Genomic DNA, 17,418 nt, shown 5'->3' on the forward strand with positions numbered 1-17,418 from the left:
GCATGCGTCAGCATCAATCCGCTGACGTCGCCGCCCGGGGCGCCGCTTTTATCAGACTACTTAGCCGCTGCTGTAACTCGCCTTCCATCGGCAGCGCTTTATGAGTATTCAGATCGATACAGACAAAAGTCAGCCGGGCATCCGCAATATCTTCCCCACCAGGTGACAGACAGACCCGCTGGCTGATAACACCACTGCGGCTGCTCAGCGCCACCAGCTCACTTTCCACCTGAAGAAGGTCGCCTAATACCGCCGGACGACGGTAATTAATATTGATATTCACCACAACGAAACCATACTGATTTTTCTGTAACCAGTGGAAGGCATCTTCCTGCTCAAGCCATGCCCAGCGCGCTTCTTCAAGGAACTCCAGGTAGCGGGCATTGTTGACGTGCTGGTAAACATCAAGGTGGTAACCCCTGACTTTGATCGTTGTTTGCATAATTGTGGCTCCGCTAAAGGTCACGCCAACTGGTATGACCTCTAAGCCTGGCAGCTGACAACGACAATGCCATAACCTTACCAGCACAATGAGAGCCTGATCACAGCTTCAGATTTGGCAAATTTCGTTTCAGCAGCGCCTTACCAATACCCGGGACTTCGCTGAGCTGTTCAACAGCCGTGAATGGGCCATATTGCTCACGATAGCGGATGATGGCTTCCGCTTTCCTGAGGCCGACACCGTTCAGCACGCTTGCCAGTTCAGCCGCACTGGCATGGTTAATACTGACCTTTTCTTCGCTGACCGTACCCGGCTGACCGGGTGTTTTTTCTGGCTGTACTGACGCAGGTGCAGCATCAGCAACGTCTTTCGGTGCGGCGATGGCCTGCCCTTGCCCCATGCCAGCCAGCAGCAACCCGCTGAGAACAATCGCGTAACGCCATGATTTCTCCATTACCTTTCTCCTTGTTTATCGCAGTGGAGACAGGCTAATCACCGGCAGCAAACCCGACAACGCTGATGAACAGAAGCCGCAGGGCTGCTCGACAATAAACTCCCGGCTTGCACTCTGCCTGCAGGGGTTTTGCGTCCGCTGACGCAAATCCACTCAGCCACTCAGCAATTGCGGGCAATAAAAAAGGCCGGGCAATCTGCACCGGCCTTTTATCGTACTGGCTAACGTGATTACTGCACGTCCACCCCTGAACCATATTTTATTTTGGCTTGCTGGCGCAGATTGCTCAGTAGGGCTTCAAAAGCAATCTGAGCATTGTTCTGAATCACCCCTTGCACCAGCGCATTTTTTTGCCCATCGGGCAGGCTACCGCTCTTCACGCTGTCGAGCGCCAGCAACACAAGGTTGCCTTTGCCGTCTTCACTGACTGCGTAGGTGACGCCACCTTTTGAAGGTAACGGCATTTCAAACACCGATTGAGTCAACGGTGAGCGGTCAGTCCGGCTCAATGTCTGCGGCGTGCCAAAAGTCAGCTTTGCAGCTTTCATCGCGTCATCGCCTTTGCCCGCTTTCAGCGCTGCCAGCAGTTTTTCCGCCTGCATTCTGGCTTCCTGAGTCGCCTTGTCGCGCCGGATATCTTGTGCAATCTGGTCATGTACTTCAAAAAGTGGCTTCACCGCTTGCGCTTTATGGTCGGCAATACGCACGACAAATGCCCGGTCGCCATCAACGGTGATAATGTCGGAATTGCTGCCGGGGGCGCCATTCTGCCCCAGCAGGCCACCGTTAAAGATCGCCTGAGTCACCGGCTGAAAGTCGAGCGCTGGCGGCACATTGTCATGACTGAACCAGTCGGTTTCAATCGCCTTCACGCCGGCAGCCTGCTCAGCGCCTGCCAGCGATGTATTGTTGTTGCTGGCAGCATCACTGACCTTTTGCTGAAGCTTATAATAAGCATCTATCGCTTTTTCCTGCTTCACTTTATCCGCTACCTGGCTATGAACCTCGGCCAGCGGCTTCACCTGCTGAGGTGTGATATCATCCAGGCGGGCAATCAGGTAACCCACAGAAGATTTAATCACGCCGGACAGCTGACCTTTCTCTTTCAGCCCGGCATTTTTCAGCTCATCAGGCATCGTCTCCGGCTCCAGCCACCCCATATCACCGCCTTTACGCGCGGTAATCGGGTCGATTGATTTCTGTTTAGCCAGGCTCGCGAAGTCTGCACCCTGCTTCAGCGCCGTCAGCACCGCCCCGGCATCCGCTTCCGTTTTAGTCTGAATAATACTAAAGCGGCTACGCTCCGGCTGGGTATATTCCTGTTTGTGCTGATCATACCAGCTTTGGATTTCGCTCTCGCTGGCGGACGTCTTCATCGCGGCCGCGTCCAGTTCAATGTAACTTACCCGGAACTGTTCCGGCGCCATAAAGCTGGCTTTATTCTGCGCGTAGTTATTTTTTATCTGCTCATCGCTGACGTTTTGTTTTGCAATCAGCGCCGCCACGTTGAGCGTGGCTTCACGAACAAGACGTTGCTGGGAGACCAGTGCGGTCAGCGCCTCTTCCTCACCTTTTAGCATGAAATCAGCCCCGGCAATCGGCTGAATAAGCTGTTGTATAGTAAGTTGTTTACGCAGAGCTTCAGCATACTGATCGGGGGTATAACCCATATTAGCCAGAATGCCGTTATATTTCGCGTTATCAAACTTCCCGTTGCTCTGAAAAGCAGGCTGGCTGAAAATAGCCTGTTTGACCTGTTCATCGCCAATGGCGAGGCCAATCTTACTGGCATATTGATCGAGCAGCTTTTCATCAATGAGCTGTGAGAGTGCCTGCTGGCGCATCTGACGCATATAGCCTTCATTACTGGCCAGCGTAGAAAACTGCTCGCCCAGCATCTGCTGCTGACGCGCCCGCTCACTGGCATAAGCACGTTCCAGCTGCGCCCGGCCAATTTCGTCTCCGTTGACTTTGGCTGCGTAGTCGGCATTAGCGCCAACCAGATAGTTGCCTACCCCGGTCAGCACAAAGGATATAATAATCAGCCCCAGTATGATTTTGAGCACGACATGGCTCGACGCCGTGCGTAAATTGTCCATCATGGTGTGACAACACTCCGCTGTAGTATGAATGTAAATCTCAGCGCTCGGGCGACCGGTCCATTGAGTCGTCTTTCGCCGCGCGTTCTCGCGTAGTATGACAACCGGAAAACGGGATTGTCACTGAAAGATAAAAAAAGGCACATCAACATCTTGATGTGCCCGGTATGTTACCTGATAACGCCAGAACGATCCTCACCCAGCCGCATAATTCTGCGACCTGCGGTGAGAAAGCCTTATTTATTAACGGCGTCTTTCAGCGCTTTACCGGCGCGGAAGCCGGGAACTTTGCTGGCAGGAATAGTAATTTCTTTACCGGTCTGTGGATTACGACCGGTGCGGGAAGCGCGTTCACGCACGGAGAACGTACCAAACCCAACTAATGCAACCTCGTCGCCCGCTTTCAGAGCGTCAGAAACTGAACCCATAAAAGCGTCCAATACTCGTCCAGCGGCTGCTTTAGAAATATCAGCATTTGCAGCAATTTTGTCGATCAGTTGTGACTTATTCACGCTATTCATCCCCTCTTTATTATTTACTTTACGGTCAGGTCGTGGGACCTGCCGCTATCGCACAGCAACTATACGGGCATTTAATCGCCCAAGTGTGTCAGACTGCGGAATCATCATCATACCACAGCGGGTTTGACAGTCTCTAAGTTAGCGGCACAAAAAAAGGCTGGCAAGCACCATTTCACTTGACAGCCCGTGTTTTACGCTGTTTTTGCCTTATATCACTATTTCGCGGTAGCAACCTGCATGCCATAGGGGGCATTTTGTAACGCTAATGTTAAAACTTCTTCAATGCGTTTTACCGGATGGATATCCAGATCGGCAATAATATTATCCGGAATCTCTTCCAAATCGCGTTTGTTTTCATCCGGAATCAGGACCGTTTTGATGCCACCGCGATGAGCAGCCAGCAATTTCTCTTTCAGACCGCCAATCGGTAACACCTGACCACGCAGAGTAATCTCTCCGGTCATAGCGACATCCGCCCGCACCGGATTACCGGTCAGACAGGAAACCAATGCGGTACACATAGCGATACCTGCACTGGGGCCATCTTTCGGCGTAGCGCCTTCCGGTACATGCACGTGAATATCACGCTTCTCATAAAAATCGCCATTAATCCCCAGCTTCTCCGCGCGCGCACGTACCACGGTGAGCGCAGCCTGAATTGACTCCTGCATGACTTCACCCAGTGAACCGGTATAAGTCAGTTTACCTTTACCCGGCACACAGGCCGTTTCAATGGTCAGCAGGTCGCCTCCCACTTCAGTCCACGCCAATCCTGTCACCTGACCAACGCGGTTTTCACTGTCGGCACGACCATAGTCAAAGCGCTGCACACCAAGATAATCTTTCAGATTATCGCCACTGATTGTGATGTGCTTCAGTGATTTATCCATCAGCAGCGCTTTTACCGCTTTACGACACAGTTTGGACAGTTCCCGCTCAAGGCTACGCACGCCGGCTTCGCGGGTATAGTAGCGAATAATACCAACGATAGCGCTGTCTTCCAGCGTCAGTTCACTGGTTTTCAACGCATTACGTTCAATCTGTTTCGGCAGCAGATGCTGTTTAGCAATGTTCAGTTTTTCATCTTCGGTGTAGCCGGAAAGACGAATAACTTCCATGCGGTCCAGCAGCGGTGCCGGAATATTCATTGAATTGGAGGTCGCAACAAACATCACATCTGACAGGTCATAATCTACCTCCAGATAGTGGTCATTAAAAGCTACGTTCTGTTCAGGATCAAGCACTTCCAGCAACGCTGATGCCGGATCTCCCCGCATATCGGAGGACATTTTGTCGATCTCATCCAACAGAAACAGCGGATTTTTTACCCCGACCTTTGCCATCTTCTGGATAAGTTTACCTGGCATAGAGCCGATATAAGTCCGGCGGTGACCTCGGATCTCTGCTTCATCCCGCACGCCGCCCAGCGCCATCCTCACGTATTTACGCCCTGTCGCACGGGCTATTGACTGACCAAGCGAGGTTTTACCCACCCCCGGCGGCCCTACCAGACACAGAATCGGCCCTTTAATTTTGCTGACGCGACTCTGCACCGCAAGGTATTCGAGGATGCGATCTTTAACGCGTTCAAGACCATAATGATCGGTATCCAGCGTTTCCTGCGCTTTACGTAAATCTTTTTTTACCTTGCTGCGTGCGTTCCAGGGAACCTGTACCATCCATTCAACATAGCTACGTACCACGGTAGCTTCTGCTGACATGGGCGACATCATTTTCAGTTTCTGCAGTTCAGCTTCGGCTTTTTCGCGAGCCTCTTTTGGCATCTTAGCCGCATCGATTTTTCGCTTCAGCGCTTCGTTTTCGTCAGGCGCATCGTCCATTTCCCCCAGCTCTTTCTGAATCGCTTTCATCTGCTCATTCAGATAGTATTCACGCTGGCTTTTTTCCATCTGCTTCTTCACGCGGTTACGAATGCGTTTTTCTACCTGCAGCAGATCGATCTCAGACTCCATCATCGCCATTAAATATTCAAGGCGCTCATTAACATCTGACATTTCAAGCACCGATTGCTTGTCCGCCAGTTTTAGCGGCATATGAGCAGCAACGGTGTCAGCCAGGCGGGCTGCATCATCAATGTTGTTTAATGAGGTAAGCACCTCCGGCGGAATCTTTTTATTCAGCTTGATATAGCCTTCAAACTGATTAATTGCCGTGCGTACCAGCACCTCCTGTTCACGCTCTTCAATCTCAGGAGAAGCCAGATATTCAGCCTGTGCGGTGAAATGGTCACCGTTATCCGCCAGGGTAGTGATATGTGCGCGTTGCAAGCCTTCAACCAGCACTTTTACCGTGCCATCAGGCAATTTCAGCATCTGTAAAATGGATGCAACCGTCCCCACAGAGAAAAGATCGTTAATACCTGGTTCATCCGTTGAAGCTTCTTTCTGTGCAACCAGCAGGATCTTCTTATCATGATCCATCGCCGCTTCCAGGCAGCGAATCGACTTTTCACGGCCAACAAACAATGGGATCACCATGTGCGGATAAACCACCACGTCACGCAACGGCAACACTGGGATTTCAATGCGTTCAGAACGCTCAGGATTCATAGAGCTCTCTCTTAGTTTAATTTCCGCCAGGTTGCGGGACTTTTACCCTGCATGCATCTGTGCAGTCTGCACCCGCTAATTCGAGTATATGGGGATGATTATCTGACATTCAATGCTTATGACCATCAGAAAAGCGAAAGGGGGAAATTTTTCCCCCTTTATGCTAACTAGCTGGATTAATGCGGTTATTTATTCACCGGATGCCTGTTGCGCCTCGTGCTTACCGTATATCAGCATGGGATCGGTTTCGCCGCCAATAACCGACTCGTCGATAACCACTTTTTCGACATCATCCATTGAAGGCAGATCGTACATTGTATTCAGCAACGCACCTTCAACAATTGAACGCAATCCGCGTGCGCCGGTTTTGCGCGACATGGCTTTTTTAGCAATAGCGGTCAATGCTTCATCGCGAAACTCAAGCTCAACGCCTTCCAGATTAAACAGCGCCTGATACTGTTTGGTTAGCGCATTTTTCGGTTCACGCAGAATCTGAATTAGTGCTTCTTCACTCAGTTCATTCAGCGTGGCCACCACCGGCAGACGACCGATAAATTCAGGAATCAGCCCGAACTTAATTAAATCTTCCGGTTCCACCTGCGCCAGCAGTTCACCTTCAGACGCTTTCTGTGACTTATCTTTCACCGTCGCACCAAAACCAATGCCCGAGCCGGTTTCAGTTCTCTGCGAAATCACTTTATCCAGGCCGGCAAATGCGCCGCCACAGATAAACAGGATTTTCGAGGTATCAACCTGCAGAAATTCCTGCTGAGGATGTTTACGGCCACCCTGAGGAGGTACCGCTGCGACGGTGCCTTCGATAAGTTTCAGCAGCGCCTGCTGAACCCCTTCACCGGACACGTCACGGGTGATCGACGGATTGTCCGATTTACGGGAAATTTTATCGATTTCATCAATGTACACGATACCCCGCTGGGCTTTTTGTACATCATAGTCACATTTTTGCAGCAATTTCTGGATAATGTTTTCTACGTCCTCACCAACATACCCGGCTTCCGTCAGGGTGGTGGCATCGGCCATAGTAAAAGGAACGTCCAGCAGGCGCGCAAGCGTCTCTGCCAGCAGGGTTTTACCACTACCGGTCGGCCCTATCAGCAAAATGTTGCTTTTACCCAGCTCAACACCGTTGCTGCTATCGCCGTTACGCAAACGTTTGTAGTGGTTGTAAACCGCCACGGCCAGTACTTTCTTCGCGCGCTCCTGACCAATGACATATTCGTCAAGATGCTCGCGGATTTCATGGGGTGTAGGCAGTGCGCTACGCTCGCGATGCGGTGCGACTTCTTTGATCTCTTCGCGAATAATGTCGTTACAAAGATCGACACACTCATCGCAGATATACACGGACGGTCCGGCAATCAGCTTGCGCACTTCATGCTGACTTTTACCGCAGAAAGAGCAGTACAGTAACTTTCCTGAACCGTCTTTGCGCTTATCTGTCATCTGCAAACCTCTTTATTAGTCTTTATTCGCCAGATGCGGCGCGGGCATCGCTGGCAATACCCGATATTCAATACCAGTTTCATCAACGCTACAGAAATACTATAGCCAGGGCAAGCCACCTTAGCCTTACTTGCGGTGCGTCAGAATAGAATCCACTAAACCATACTCTACCGCTTCGCTGGCCGACAGGAAACGATCCCTTTCAGTATCCCGCTCGATTTCTTCGAGGGATTTGCCGGTATGTTCGGCCATCAGCTCATTCATCCGCTGCTTAACCTTGAGAATTTCGCGCGCATGAATTTCGATATCCGTCGCCTGCCCCTGGTAGCCACCAAGCGGCTGATGAATCATCACACGTGAATTTGGCAGACAAAAACGTTTACCTTTAGTGCCTGCGGTTAACAAAAAGGCACCCATCGAACAGGCCTGGCCCATACAAATAGTACTGACATCCGGCTTGATGAACTTCATCGTATCATAAATTGACATACCCGCCGTGATCACGCCACCGGGCGAGTTGATGTACAGGTAAATATCTTTTTCCGGATTTTCTGCCTCCAGAAACAGCATCTGAGCGACGATCAGATTCGCCATATGATCTTCCACCTGGCCGGTCAGGAAAATCACACGCTCTTTCAGCAGGCGGGAGTAAATATCGTAAGAACGCTCACCGCGCGAGGTTTGCTCCACCACCATTGGCACCAGCGCCATATGAGGTGCCATTTGTTCATGTTCGCCACTGTATGACATTTCCGTCTCCTGAAAAAATTTTTGCCAATTCTATCCGGGCACGAGGCAGTTCGTTATCCATTCTGCGCTCATTACCTCTCCCCGCTGCTATCAGGACGGTCAATCAGACAGCTTGGTTTGCATGAGGTTCGATTTTGGGGTCGCAGCCCAATAATTCAAGCATAACAACTTTTTTTATTTCCTAACCAGGAAAAACAGCTTAACCCGAAATTTACCGTTTAAATACACGATTCCGCCTGTCAGCCACCGCTAATTGCCACGTTTAAAGACGAAAAAAGCCCGCAGCCAAAGCTGCGAGCTTGCCTTATACGCGAATGCAGAACAACTTAAGCTGGCGTAGTCTGGTTCATCAGTTCCTGGAAATTAGTCGTTTTCTCAGTCACTTTTGCTTTTTCCAGTAACGCTTCTACCGCCTGCTCTTCCAGGGCAACGTTACGCATATTATCCATCAGCTCATTATTTTTGCTGTAAAACTCAATAACTTCCTGCGGATCTTCGTAGGCAGAGGCCATCTCTTCGATCAGACCTTTAACCCGGGTTTCATCGGCTTTAAGCTCATGGGTGCGAATCACTTCACCCAGCAACAGTCCGACAACCACCCGGCGTTTTGCCTGCTCTTCGAACAGTTCACGCGGCAGTTCCAGCGCCTGCTGTTCGTTACCACCAAAGCGTTGAGCCGCCTGACGACGCAGCACATCAATTTCACCGTCAACCAGAGCTGAAGGGACGTCAATCTCGTTGGCCTTAATCAGTCCATCAATGGCCTGAGATTTAACGCGATTACGCACCGCACCTTTCAGTTCACGCTCCATATTTTTCCGCACTTCAGTGCGTAACCCCTCAACAGAACCATCAGCCACGCCAAAACGTTTGATGAACTCTTCGGTCAGTTCCGGCAGCTCACGCTCTTCAACTTTCTTCAGTACGATAGCGAAGCGGGCGGCTTTACCTTGCAGGTTTTCCGCGTGGTAGTCTTCCGGGAAGGTCACGTCAAGGGTAAATTCTTCACCGGCTTTGTGGCCAAGAAGACCGTCTTCAAAACCAGGGATCATGCGGCCCTGGCCCATTGCCAGAACAAAGTCAGACGCTTTGCCGCCTTCAAACTCTTCACCATCAACCGAGCCTGAGAAGTCCAGGGTCACGCGATCTTCTGCCGCAACGGCACCGTCTTTTTCTTTCCAGGTTGCCTGCTGCTTACGCAGGGTTTCCAGCATAGTATCAACATCGCTATCGGCGACTTCCACCAGCGGTTTTTCAACTTCGATACTTTCCAGACCCTTCAGCTCGACTTCCGGATAAACTTCAAATTCTGCCGAATAGGTGAAGTCTTCATTCACTTTGTATTCGCCCGGCGCATATTTCGGTGCACCGGCCGGATTTACCTTTTCTTTGATAATCGCGTCAACGAAATTACGCTGCATCAAATCACCCAGAACGTCCTGGCGAACAGAGGCGCCATAGCGTTGGGAAACGATATTCATCGGCACTTTGCCTTTACGAAAACCGTCAATACGAACATTTTTAGCGACATTGACCAGCTCGCTTTTTACCGCATTCTCAATCACATCTTTAGGGATCGTGATGGTTACGCGACGGCCAAGGCCCTGAGTTGTTTCTACTGAAACTTGCATCTTGTTACCTCAAAAAATCACGTGCTCGGTCAACTTCAGACCGCCAGCGGCTTAGTGAAGCCTGACGACGGTCTAACAACCGGGACGGCTTCTGATGTCAGAACCGTATTCCCTGTTACCAGAAGCGTCCCGAAGACATTCAGGAATAATCAGACGCGGCATTATAGCGGCATCAATTCAGCGCGTCGAGGCTGCCTGCGTGCATCCGGCCAGCAAAGTGCACACAAGTACGCTTGCCGGGCCGCAAAAAGAGGCGCGCCGGGCTAATAAGGCATGCTGGATAACCAGATAGATTAGCCGCCATCGGGACGGGGAACGCTTGTTAAATCAGGCAGTCAGACGGCGCGCTATCGTCAACATCACAACACGCGATCAGGCCTGAGTACCTGCCCCGCAGCAATCCGGCGACGCCGGCGCCTGATTTTGCCGTTGCTGCCACTCCTCGCCGGTATAGGTATGCAGTGCCAGCGCATGAACACCAGCAGCAAGCTCCTCTGCCAGCAAGCTATAAATTGCGCGATGACGCTGTAAAGCCCGCTGATTGATGAACTGATCGCTGACCAGCACAATTTTAAAATGACTGCTGGCTCCTGCGGGCACATTGTGACGATGGCTTTCATCAATAACCTGCAGATGCTGAGGCGAAAACGCTGCCCGCAACTTTGTTTCAATATGCTCACGCATCACATACACCTTTTATTCCGCCCGCGCGGTTTTTCAGAATTACAGACACATTTATTTGCCTGAACGCCAGATGAAACCTTCAACACTCCGCCTGATGATAGACAAACTGACCGGCCTATTCTTATGTCTGACAGGCAATAAATCAATTTATCCCTTCTGAACCGCCGCCTACGGACGACTTTACTTGCCCAGGGGCTTTTTCTTATAACAGGCAATGTTATGATGTGCGCAAATTTCGCAGCACATCTACTCACACGCAAGAGACCAAACCATGTTGAAAAAGATTGTCGTGCCTTTCCTGGCTGCTCTGTTCCTGGCCGGTTGTGCCAGCAGCAGCAATACTCTGGATATTAATCCTAAAATTCAGCTGCCGCTGCGCGATCCTACGCTCACCGCGATGACTATCAGTATCAACGGTGCCGATCAACGTCCCGACCAGGCGCTGGCAAAAGTCAACCGTGATGGACAGATGGTAACGCTGACGGCCCAACGCGATCTGCGCTTCCTGTTACAGGAAGCACTGGAAAAACAGATGACCGCACGTGGCTACATGATTGGACCAAACGGTCAGGTCGATTTACAGATTGTGGTGAACAAGCTTTATGCTGACGTCACCCAGGGCAATGTGCGTTACAGCATTACAACCAACGCCGATATCTCAATTATCGCCACGGCCAAAAATGGCAGTAAGCAGGTTAAAAATTACCGTCAGACCTACAATGAAGAAGGGGCTTTTGCCGCCAGCAACGACAAAATAGCCAAAGCGGTTAATCAGACGCTGGGCGATGTGATTGCGGATATGGCCCAGGACAACAGCATGCAGGACTTTATTAAACAAAACGCCCGTTAATCTGCTTATCGCCCGGTGATACAGCCGGGCGTACTTTTCGGGGCCGTATGACCAGCCACTATCTGCAAATCTTTACTCAGCGTAAATCCGCCATCCTGTTAGTCCTTGGTTTTGCTTCCGGACTTCCGCTGGCGCTGACTGCTGGCACGCTCCAGGCCTGGCTGTCGGTGGAAAACGTTGACACCAAAACCATCGGTTTCTTTTCTCTGGTGGGCCAGGCCTATGTGCTGAAATTTCTCTGGTCTCCACTGATGGACCACTTTTCTCTGCCCTTTTGCGGACGGCGCCGGGGCTGGTTGTTGTTAACCCAACTGGCATTAATTGCCACCATCGCCCTGATGGGCACCTTACAACCGGCGCGTGATTTGACCTTGCTGGCAACCCTTGCCGTGGTAGTCGCCTTTTGTTCCGCTTCCCAGGATATTGTTTTTGATGCCTGGAAAACCGATGTGTTATCGGCAGAAGAACGGGGAACCGGTGCGGCGATTAGCGTGCTGGGCTATCGCCTGGCAATGATGGTCTCAGGCGGGCTTGCATTATGGCTGGCGGATAAGTATCTCGGCTGGCAGGCAACTTACTGGTTAATGGCGCTCACCCTGGTGCCAGGGGTTATTGCCACCCTGTTTGCGCCGGAGCCGGATCAAAAAATCGAGGCCCCGCGTACTTTGCAGGCTGCGGTATTTACGCCACTGAAAGAGTTTTTCAGCCGTGGCAACGCCTGGATGATGTTATCACTGATTATCCTCTACAAACTGGGTGATGCCTTCGCCACCAGCCTGTCGACGCTTTTTTTACTGAAAGGGTTAGCATTCGAACCAGCCCAGGTTGGCATCGTAAATAAAACTCTCGGCCTGGCCGCCACTATTATTGGCGCGCTATTTGGCGGAATACTGATGCAACGACTGACGTTATTTCGCGCTCTGATGCTATTCGGTATTTTGCAGGCGGTTTCTAATCTCGGCTACTGGCTGCTGGCCGTCACACCGCCTCACCTGTGGAGCATGGCGCTGGCGGTGACAATAGAAAATCTGTGCGGTGGTATGGGCACCGCCGCCTTTGTCGCACTGCTGATGACGCTATGTAATAAGTCCTTTTCCGCCACCCAGTTTGCTTTACTTTCAGCGCTATCGGCTATTGGCCGGGTGTATGCAGGCCCGGCAGCGGGCTGGATTGCTGCCGGGTGGGGATGGCCGACACTGTTTGCCATTTCCATTATTGTCTCGCTACCGGGATTGTTATTATTAGCCGCCAGCCGGCACAGTTTTACCTGCCTGCAGTCAGACACGACCTTCCAGCTGCGCCAGCGTTTTGCTGGCGGTTACCGACTGGCTTTCTGCCTGGTGAGCGCCGGCGCACTATTACTGGCCAGCTGGCTACTATTTATTGCACTGCGCGCGCTACAGTGGCTAAACGCGTCGGGCGTCAGTGAAAGGCTGTTTGAAACCGGCATACTCTGTCTGCTGGCTGGGGTCACAATCGGCACACTTCTGGATTTGTTCTCTCAGGGCCTGCGTACTGTGCAAAATAAAGAGGCAGATTAGCCTGCAGGTCAACCATATTGTCCGCCTCGGCTGGCGGACTGCCTGCTTTTTTGCCCAGCGATTACCGGATGCTGATGGCAGCGGTGATGAGCGCCGGCAATGTTAATAACATATATTAATTGTTAATTAGGCGGCTGATAAACAACTGCCGGTCTATTGTTCGCGATCAATAATATTTTTTTTATTGATTTTATAATTAAGTAATTTTCTTTTTTTCTGCTAAAATTAAAACCGGTGAGTAATTAATTATGTGACTTGTTCATCTCGCGAATGATAAAATATTGTTAAGTAAATGCAGCCACTTCATCTCTTTTATAGCAATGTCAGTTTTAAAAACCATCCTTAATTGGATTTTGTTATATCAGCCCAACTCCTTGCTACTGCTAACTTTTTCATCCTGATAAAATCAATTGTGACCCCCTTAGCAAAAGGTGCCAGCTCTTTTCTGCCAGCCCCTGAAGTTGGTTTACAGTCCGGAAACCTTCCCGTAAAATGCGGCCACACTTAAGCGACAATAGAGCCCTTGTCATTGAGGTCGTTAAATGAGACTCAGGAAATACAAAAATAGTTTGGGGATTTTGTCATTAATTGCAGGCACGTTATTGTTAAGTGGCTGCAACAGTGCATTGTTAGATCCCAAAGGCCAGATCGCGCTGGAGCAACGCTCTCTGATTCTGACCGCCTTCGGCCTGATGCTGATCGTCGTCATTCCCGCGATTGCTATGGCTGTCATCTTCGCCTGGAAATATCGGGCATCCAATACAAATGCTAAATATAGTCCTAACTGGTCCCACTCTAACAAGGTGGAAGCCGTGGTCTGGACAATACCAATCCTTATCATTATGTTCCTCGGTATCCTGACCTGGAAGTCAACGCATGCGCTGGAACCAAGCAAACCACTGGCCTCAGATGTGAAACCGATAGAAGTGGAAGTGGTCTCACTTGACTGGAAATGGCTGTTTATCTATCCGGAACAAGGTATCGCGAGCGTAAATCAGCTGGCCTTCCCGGCTAACACCCCGGTGAGTTTCCGTATCACTTCAAACTCCGTGATGAACTCCTTCTTTATTCCTACCCTCGGCAGCCAGATTTATGCCATGGCCGGCATGCAAACCAGGCTGCACCTGATTGCCAATCAGGCAGGGACTTATGACGGTATTTCTTCGAGTTTCAGCGGTCGCGGCTTTTCTGGCATGAAATTTAAAGCCATTGCCACCCCGGATAATGCGACCTTTGAGCAGTGGGTAGCCCAGGCTAAACAGTCTCCTGAGAAACTTAATTCTATGGAAGATTTCGAAAAGCTGGCCGCCCCGAGTGAAAACCACCCGGTTGAGTTCTTTTCCAGTGTCAAACCTGAATTGTTCAAAGACATTATTGAAAAGTTCATGAGTCACGGAACTAACATGAAGATGTCTGAGCACGAGGGCATGAACATGGACCATTCCGCTCACGCCGGCGCCGAGGAATAATACGATGTTTGGAAAATTAACACTGGATGCGATTCCGTACCATGAACCGATTATCATGGTTACCTGTGCCGCCATCGTCATTGCTGGCCTGGCGCTTGTCGCGGCCATTACCTACTTTGGCAAGTGGCAATATCTCTGGAAAGAGTGGCTGACAAGCGTTGACCACAAACGCCTTGGTATCATGTACGTCATTCTGGCTTTCGTCATGCTGTTACGTGGCTTTGCTGACGCCATTATGATGCGTAGTCAGCAGGTGCTGGCCTCTGCCGGTGAAGCCGGATTCCTTCCACCGCATCACTATGATCAGATTTTCACCGCCCACGGCGTTATCATGATCTTCTTCGTTGCCATGCCGTTTGTGGTTGGCCTGATGAACGTCGTGGTTCCGTTGCAAATTGGCGCACGTGATGTTGCCTTCCCGTTCCTGAATAACATCAGTTTCTGGTTTACCGTAATCGGCGTGATTCTGGTCAACCTGTCGCTGGGTATTGGTGAGTTCGCCCAGACCGGCTGGCTGGCTTATCCCCCGCTTTCGGGGCTTGAATACAGTCCAGGCACCGGGGTTGATTACTGGATCTGGAGTTTGCAGCTATCCGGTATTGGTACCACGCTGACCGGTATCAACTTCTTTGTCACCATCCTGAAAATGCGTGCGCCAGGCATGAGTCTGTTCAAAATGCCGGTGTTCACCTGGGCGGCACTCTGTACTAACGTCCTGATTATTGCCGCATTCCCGGTGCTGACCGTTAGCCTGGCGCTGTTGACGCTCGACCGTTACCTTGACTTCCATTTCTTTACTAACGAAATGGGCGGTAACATGATGATGTATGTCAACCTGATCTGGATCTGGGGTCACCCGGAAGTCTACATTCTGGTGCTGCCGGTATTCGGCGTGTTCTCAGAAGTCACGGCGACATTCTCTAAAAAACGCCTGTTTGGTTACACCTCACTGGTATGGGCGACCATTGCTATTACCATCCTGTCGTTTATCGTCTGGCTGCACCACTTCTTTACCATGGGTGCCGGCGCTAACGTAAACGCCTTCTTCGGTATTATGACGATGATTATCGCCATCCCAACCGGGGTGAAAATCTTTAACTGGCTGTTCACTATGTATCAGGGACGCATTCAGATGCACTCTGCCATGCTGTGGACCGTCGGCTTCCTGGTCACCTTTTCGGTTGGCGGCATGACCGGGGTACTGCTGGCAGTGCCTGGTGCCGACTTTGTACTGCACAACAGCCTGTTTTTGATTGCGCACTTCCATAACGTTATTATCGGCGGTGTGGTATTTGGCTGCTTTGCCGGTGTCACCTACTGGTTCCCGAAAGCCTTTGGTTTCAGTCTTAACGAAACCTGGGGTAAACGTGCTTTCTGGTTCTGGATTATCGGCTTCTTTACTGCCTTTATGCCGCTTTACGTGCTGGGCTTTATGGGAATGACACGCCGTATCAGCCAGAATATCGATCCGCAGTTCCATCCGATGCTGGTAGTGGCAGCCTTTGGCGCCGCGCTGATTGCCTGTGGCGTACTCTGCCAGATTATTCAGTTCTGGGTTTCTATACGTGACCGTGAGCAGAATCGCGATCTCACCGGCGATCCCTGGGGTGGACGTACGCTGGAATGGTCAACCTCTTCACCGCCGCCATTCTATAACTTTGCTGTTGTGCCTGAAATTCATGAGCGTGATGCGTTCTGGGAAATGAAGGAAAAAGGCGAAGCGTACCAGCAACCTGCACATTATGAAGAAATTCATATGCCGAAAAACAGCGGTGCCGGTATTGTTATCTCCGCGTTTGCCACGGTATTTGGTTTCGCCGCTATCTGGCATATCTGGTGGCTGTTTGGTATCTGCTTTATTGGCATGATTGCAACCTGGATCATCAAAAGTTTCGATGACGACGTGGATTACTACGTTCCGGTCAAAGAGATTGAGCAGATTGAAAAACAACACTTTGACGAAATCAGCAAAGCAGGCCTGAAATAATGTCAACTGAAACTCTGACTAAGCACCACGACGCGCATGATAGCCATGCGCATCATGAGCATGAGACCGGCGCCAGAAAAGTTTTTGGCTTCTGGATCTACCTGATGAGCGACTGCATTATCTTTGCAACCCTGTTTGCAACCTATGCAGTTATGGTTAATAACACTGCCGGCGGGCCGGCAGGAAAAGACATCTTTGAATTACCGTTTGTCGCCGTGGAAACCGCCCTGCTGTTACTGAGCTCCATTACCTACGGTATGGCGGTGATCGCCATGAACCATGTTAACAAGGGTGCGGTTAACGGCTGGCTGGCCCTGACCTTCCTGTTCGGTGCCGGATTTATCGGTATGGAAATCTATGAATTCCATCATCTGATCATGGAAGGCTATGGCCCCAACCGCAGTGGCTTCCTGTCCGGGTTCTTTACCCTGGTAGGTACCCACGGAGTGCACGTTACCTCCGGCCTGCTGTGGATGGCGGTACTGATGTATCAGGTTGCTACCCGTGGCCTGACCGCCGCAAACCGCACGCGCATCATGTGCCTGAGTCTGTTCTGGCACTTCCTTGACGTGGTATGGATTTGCGTATTCACCGTAGTTTATCTGATGGGGGCCATGTAATGAGTCATTCTGTAAACGAACATGGTGCTTCACACGGTAGCGTGAAGTCTTACATGATAGGTTTTATCCTGTCGATCATTCTGACGGCTATCCCGTTCTCGATGGTCATGGAGGGTACAGCTTCTCATGGCACTATTATCGGTGTTGTGGTGCTATGTGCGGTGATTCAGGTTATCGTACACCTGGTTTACTTCCTGCACCTGGACACTAAATCTGAAGGCGGCTGGAACATGGTGGCAATTGTATTCTCCTCCATCATTATCCTGATCGTCGTAATCGGCTCACTATGGATTATGTGGAACCTCAACTACAACATGATGATGGACCACTAACCGA

General features: G+C 50.7%; 15 protein-coding genes. 6 read left to right on the plus strand and 9 right to left on the minus strand.

What is annotated here, in order from left to right; all coding sequences use genetic code 11:
- Positions 1 to 13: 13 nt before the first annotated feature.
- The 9 genes from BL249_RS13355 to bolA all read right to left on the minus strand — a co-directional run bounded on the left by BL249_RS13355 (position 14) and on the right by bolA (position 10,618).
- Entirely contained in the window at positions 14 to 442 is a 429-nt protein-coding gene (locus BL249_RS13355; protein ID WP_099706839.1) for an acyl-CoA thioesterase, read from the minus strand.
- A 100-nt stretch (positions 443 to 542) separates the two neighbouring features.
- Positions 543 to 896 (minus strand): ComEA family DNA-binding protein, encoded by a 354-nt coding sequence (locus BL249_RS13360; protein WP_099706838.1) that lies wholly within the window; start codon positions 894 to 896, stop codon positions 543 to 545.
- A gap of 230 nt (positions 897 to 1,126) precedes the next feature.
- Positions 1,127 to 2,998, minus strand: a complete 1,872-nt coding sequence (gene ppiD / locus BL249_RS13365; protein ID WP_099706837.1) for a peptidylprolyl isomerase — start codon at positions 2,996 to 2,998, stop codon at positions 1,127 to 1,129.
- 233 nt (positions 2,999 to 3,231) lie between these two features.
- Positions 3,232 to 3,507 (minus strand): nucleoid-associated protein HU-beta, encoded by a 276-nt coding sequence (hupB, locus tag BL249_RS13370; protein WP_099706855.1) that lies wholly within the window; start codon positions 3,505 to 3,507, stop codon positions 3,232 to 3,234.
- Positions 3,508 to 3,731: 224 nt separating this feature from the next.
- Complete coding sequence (gene lon, locus BL249_RS13375; RefSeq protein WP_099706836.1) at positions 3,732 to 6,086, minus strand: endopeptidase La; 2,355 nt, start codon at positions 6,084 to 6,086, stop codon at positions 3,732 to 3,734.
- A gap of 189 nt (positions 6,087 to 6,275) precedes the next feature.
- Positions 6,276 to 7,550, minus strand: a complete 1,275-nt coding sequence (clpX, locus tag BL249_RS13380) for an ATP-dependent protease ATP-binding subunit ClpX (RefSeq protein ID WP_099706835.1) — start codon at positions 7,548 to 7,550, stop codon at positions 6,276 to 6,278.
- 126 nt (positions 7,551 to 7,676) lie between these two features.
- Positions 7,677 to 8,300 (minus strand): ATP-dependent Clp endopeptidase proteolytic subunit ClpP, encoded by a 624-nt coding sequence (clpP, locus tag BL249_RS13385; RefSeq protein WP_099706834.1) that lies wholly within the window; start codon positions 8,298 to 8,300, stop codon positions 7,677 to 7,679.
- Positions 8,301 to 8,626: 326 nt separating this feature from the next.
- Positions 8,627 to 9,931, minus strand: a complete 1,305-nt coding sequence (gene tig / locus BL249_RS13390; RefSeq protein WP_099706833.1) for a trigger factor — start codon at positions 9,929 to 9,931, stop codon at positions 8,627 to 8,629.
- Positions 9,932 to 10,303: 372 nt separating this feature from the next.
- Positions 10,304 to 10,618 (minus strand): transcriptional regulator BolA, encoded by a 315-nt coding sequence (gene bolA / locus BL249_RS13395; protein ID WP_099706854.1) that lies wholly within the window; start codon positions 10,616 to 10,618, stop codon positions 10,304 to 10,306.
- A gap of 268 nt (positions 10,619 to 10,886) precedes the next feature.
- Here bolA and BL249_RS13400 point away from each other — a divergent pair, with 268 nt between their 5' ends.
- The 6 genes from BL249_RS13400 (at position 10,887) to BL249_RS13425 (ending at position 17,414) form a co-directional block, all read left to right on the plus strand.
- Entirely contained in the window at positions 10,887 to 11,465 is a 579-nt protein-coding gene (locus BL249_RS13400) for a lipoprotein (RefSeq protein WP_099706832.1), read from the plus strand.
- Positions 11,466 to 11,512: 47 nt separating this feature from the next.
- Positions 11,513 to 13,006 carry a muropeptide MFS transporter AmpG gene (gene ampG / locus BL249_RS13405; RefSeq protein ID WP_099706831.1) on the plus strand — a complete coding sequence of 498 codons (1,494 nt, stop codon included), beginning with the start codon at positions 11,513 to 11,515 and terminating at the stop codon, positions 13,004 to 13,006.
- A 542-nt stretch (positions 13,007 to 13,548) separates the two neighbouring features.
- Entirely contained in the window at positions 13,549 to 14,475 is a 927-nt protein-coding gene (gene cyoA, locus BL249_RS13410; protein WP_099706143.1) for a cytochrome o ubiquinol oxidase subunit II, read from the plus strand.
- A gap of 4 nt (positions 14,476 to 14,479) precedes the next feature.
- A complete protein-coding gene (gene cyoB / locus BL249_RS13415) occupies positions 14,480 to 16,462 on the plus strand; it encodes a cytochrome o ubiquinol oxidase subunit I (RefSeq protein WP_099706142.1) in 1,983 nt (660 codons plus the stop codon).
- Entirely contained in the window at positions 16,462 to 17,082 is a 621-nt protein-coding gene (locus BL249_RS13420) for a cytochrome o ubiquinol oxidase subunit III (RefSeq protein WP_099706141.1), read from the plus strand. The genes cyoB and BL249_RS13420 overlap by 1 nt, the downstream gene beginning before the upstream one ends.
- Complete coding sequence (locus tag BL249_RS13425) at positions 17,082 to 17,414, plus strand: cytochrome o ubiquinol oxidase subunit IV (protein ID WP_099706140.1); 333 nt, start codon at positions 17,082 to 17,084, stop codon at positions 17,412 to 17,414. The genes BL249_RS13420 and BL249_RS13425 overlap by 1 nt, the downstream gene beginning before the upstream one ends.
- Positions 17,415 to 17,418 lie beyond the last annotated feature (4 nt).

This window comes from Erwinia sp. OLFS4, assembly GCF_002752165.1.
Lineage (GTDB): Bacteria > Pseudomonadota > Gammaproteobacteria > Enterobacterales > Enterobacteriaceae > Izhakiella.

Coding starts and splice junctions, on each gene's coding strand:
- tig (WP_099706833.1), bottom strand. CDS start 9,931: ATGCAAGTTTCAGTAGAAACAACTCAGGGCCTTGGCCGTCGCGTAACC.
- ampG (WP_099706831.1), top strand. CDS start 11,513: ATGACCAGCCACTATCTGCAAATCTTTACTCAGCGTAAATCCGCCATC.
- BL249_RS13360 (WP_099706838.1), bottom strand. CDS start 896: ATGGAGAAATCATGGCGTTACGCGATTGTTCTCAGCGGGTTGCTGCTG.
- lon (WP_099706836.1), bottom strand. CDS start 6,086: ATGAATCCTGAGCGTTCTGAACGCATTGAAATCCCAGTGTTGCCGTTG.
- clpX (WP_099706835.1), bottom strand. CDS start 7,550: ATGACAGATAAGCGCAAAGACGGTTCAGGAAAGTTACTGTACTGCTCT.
- ppiD (WP_099706837.1), bottom strand. CDS start 2,998: ATGATGGACAATTTACGCACGGCGTCGAGCCATGTCGTGCTCAAAATC.
- BL249_RS13355 (WP_099706839.1), bottom strand. CDS start 442: ATGCAAACAACGATCAAAGTCAGGGGTTACCACCTTGATGTTTACCAG.
- BL249_RS13400 (WP_099706832.1), top strand. CDS start 10,887: ATGTTGAAAAAGATTGTCGTGCCTTTCCTGGCTGCTCTGTTCCTGGCC.
- BL249_RS13425 (WP_099706140.1), top strand. CDS start 17,082: ATGAGTCATTCTGTAAACGAACATGGTGCTTCACACGGTAGCGTGAAG.
- cyoB (WP_099706142.1), top strand. CDS start 14,480: ATGTTTGGAAAATTAACACTGGATGCGATTCCGTACCATGAACCGATT.
- cyoA (WP_099706143.1), top strand. CDS start 13,549: ATGAGACTCAGGAAATACAAAAATAGTTTGGGGATTTTGTCATTAATT.
- clpP (WP_099706834.1), bottom strand. CDS start 8,300: ATGTCATACAGTGGCGAACATGAACAAATGGCACCTCATATGGCGCTG.
- BL249_RS13420 (WP_099706141.1), top strand. CDS start 16,462: ATGTCAACTGAAACTCTGACTAAGCACCACGACGCGCATGATAGCCAT.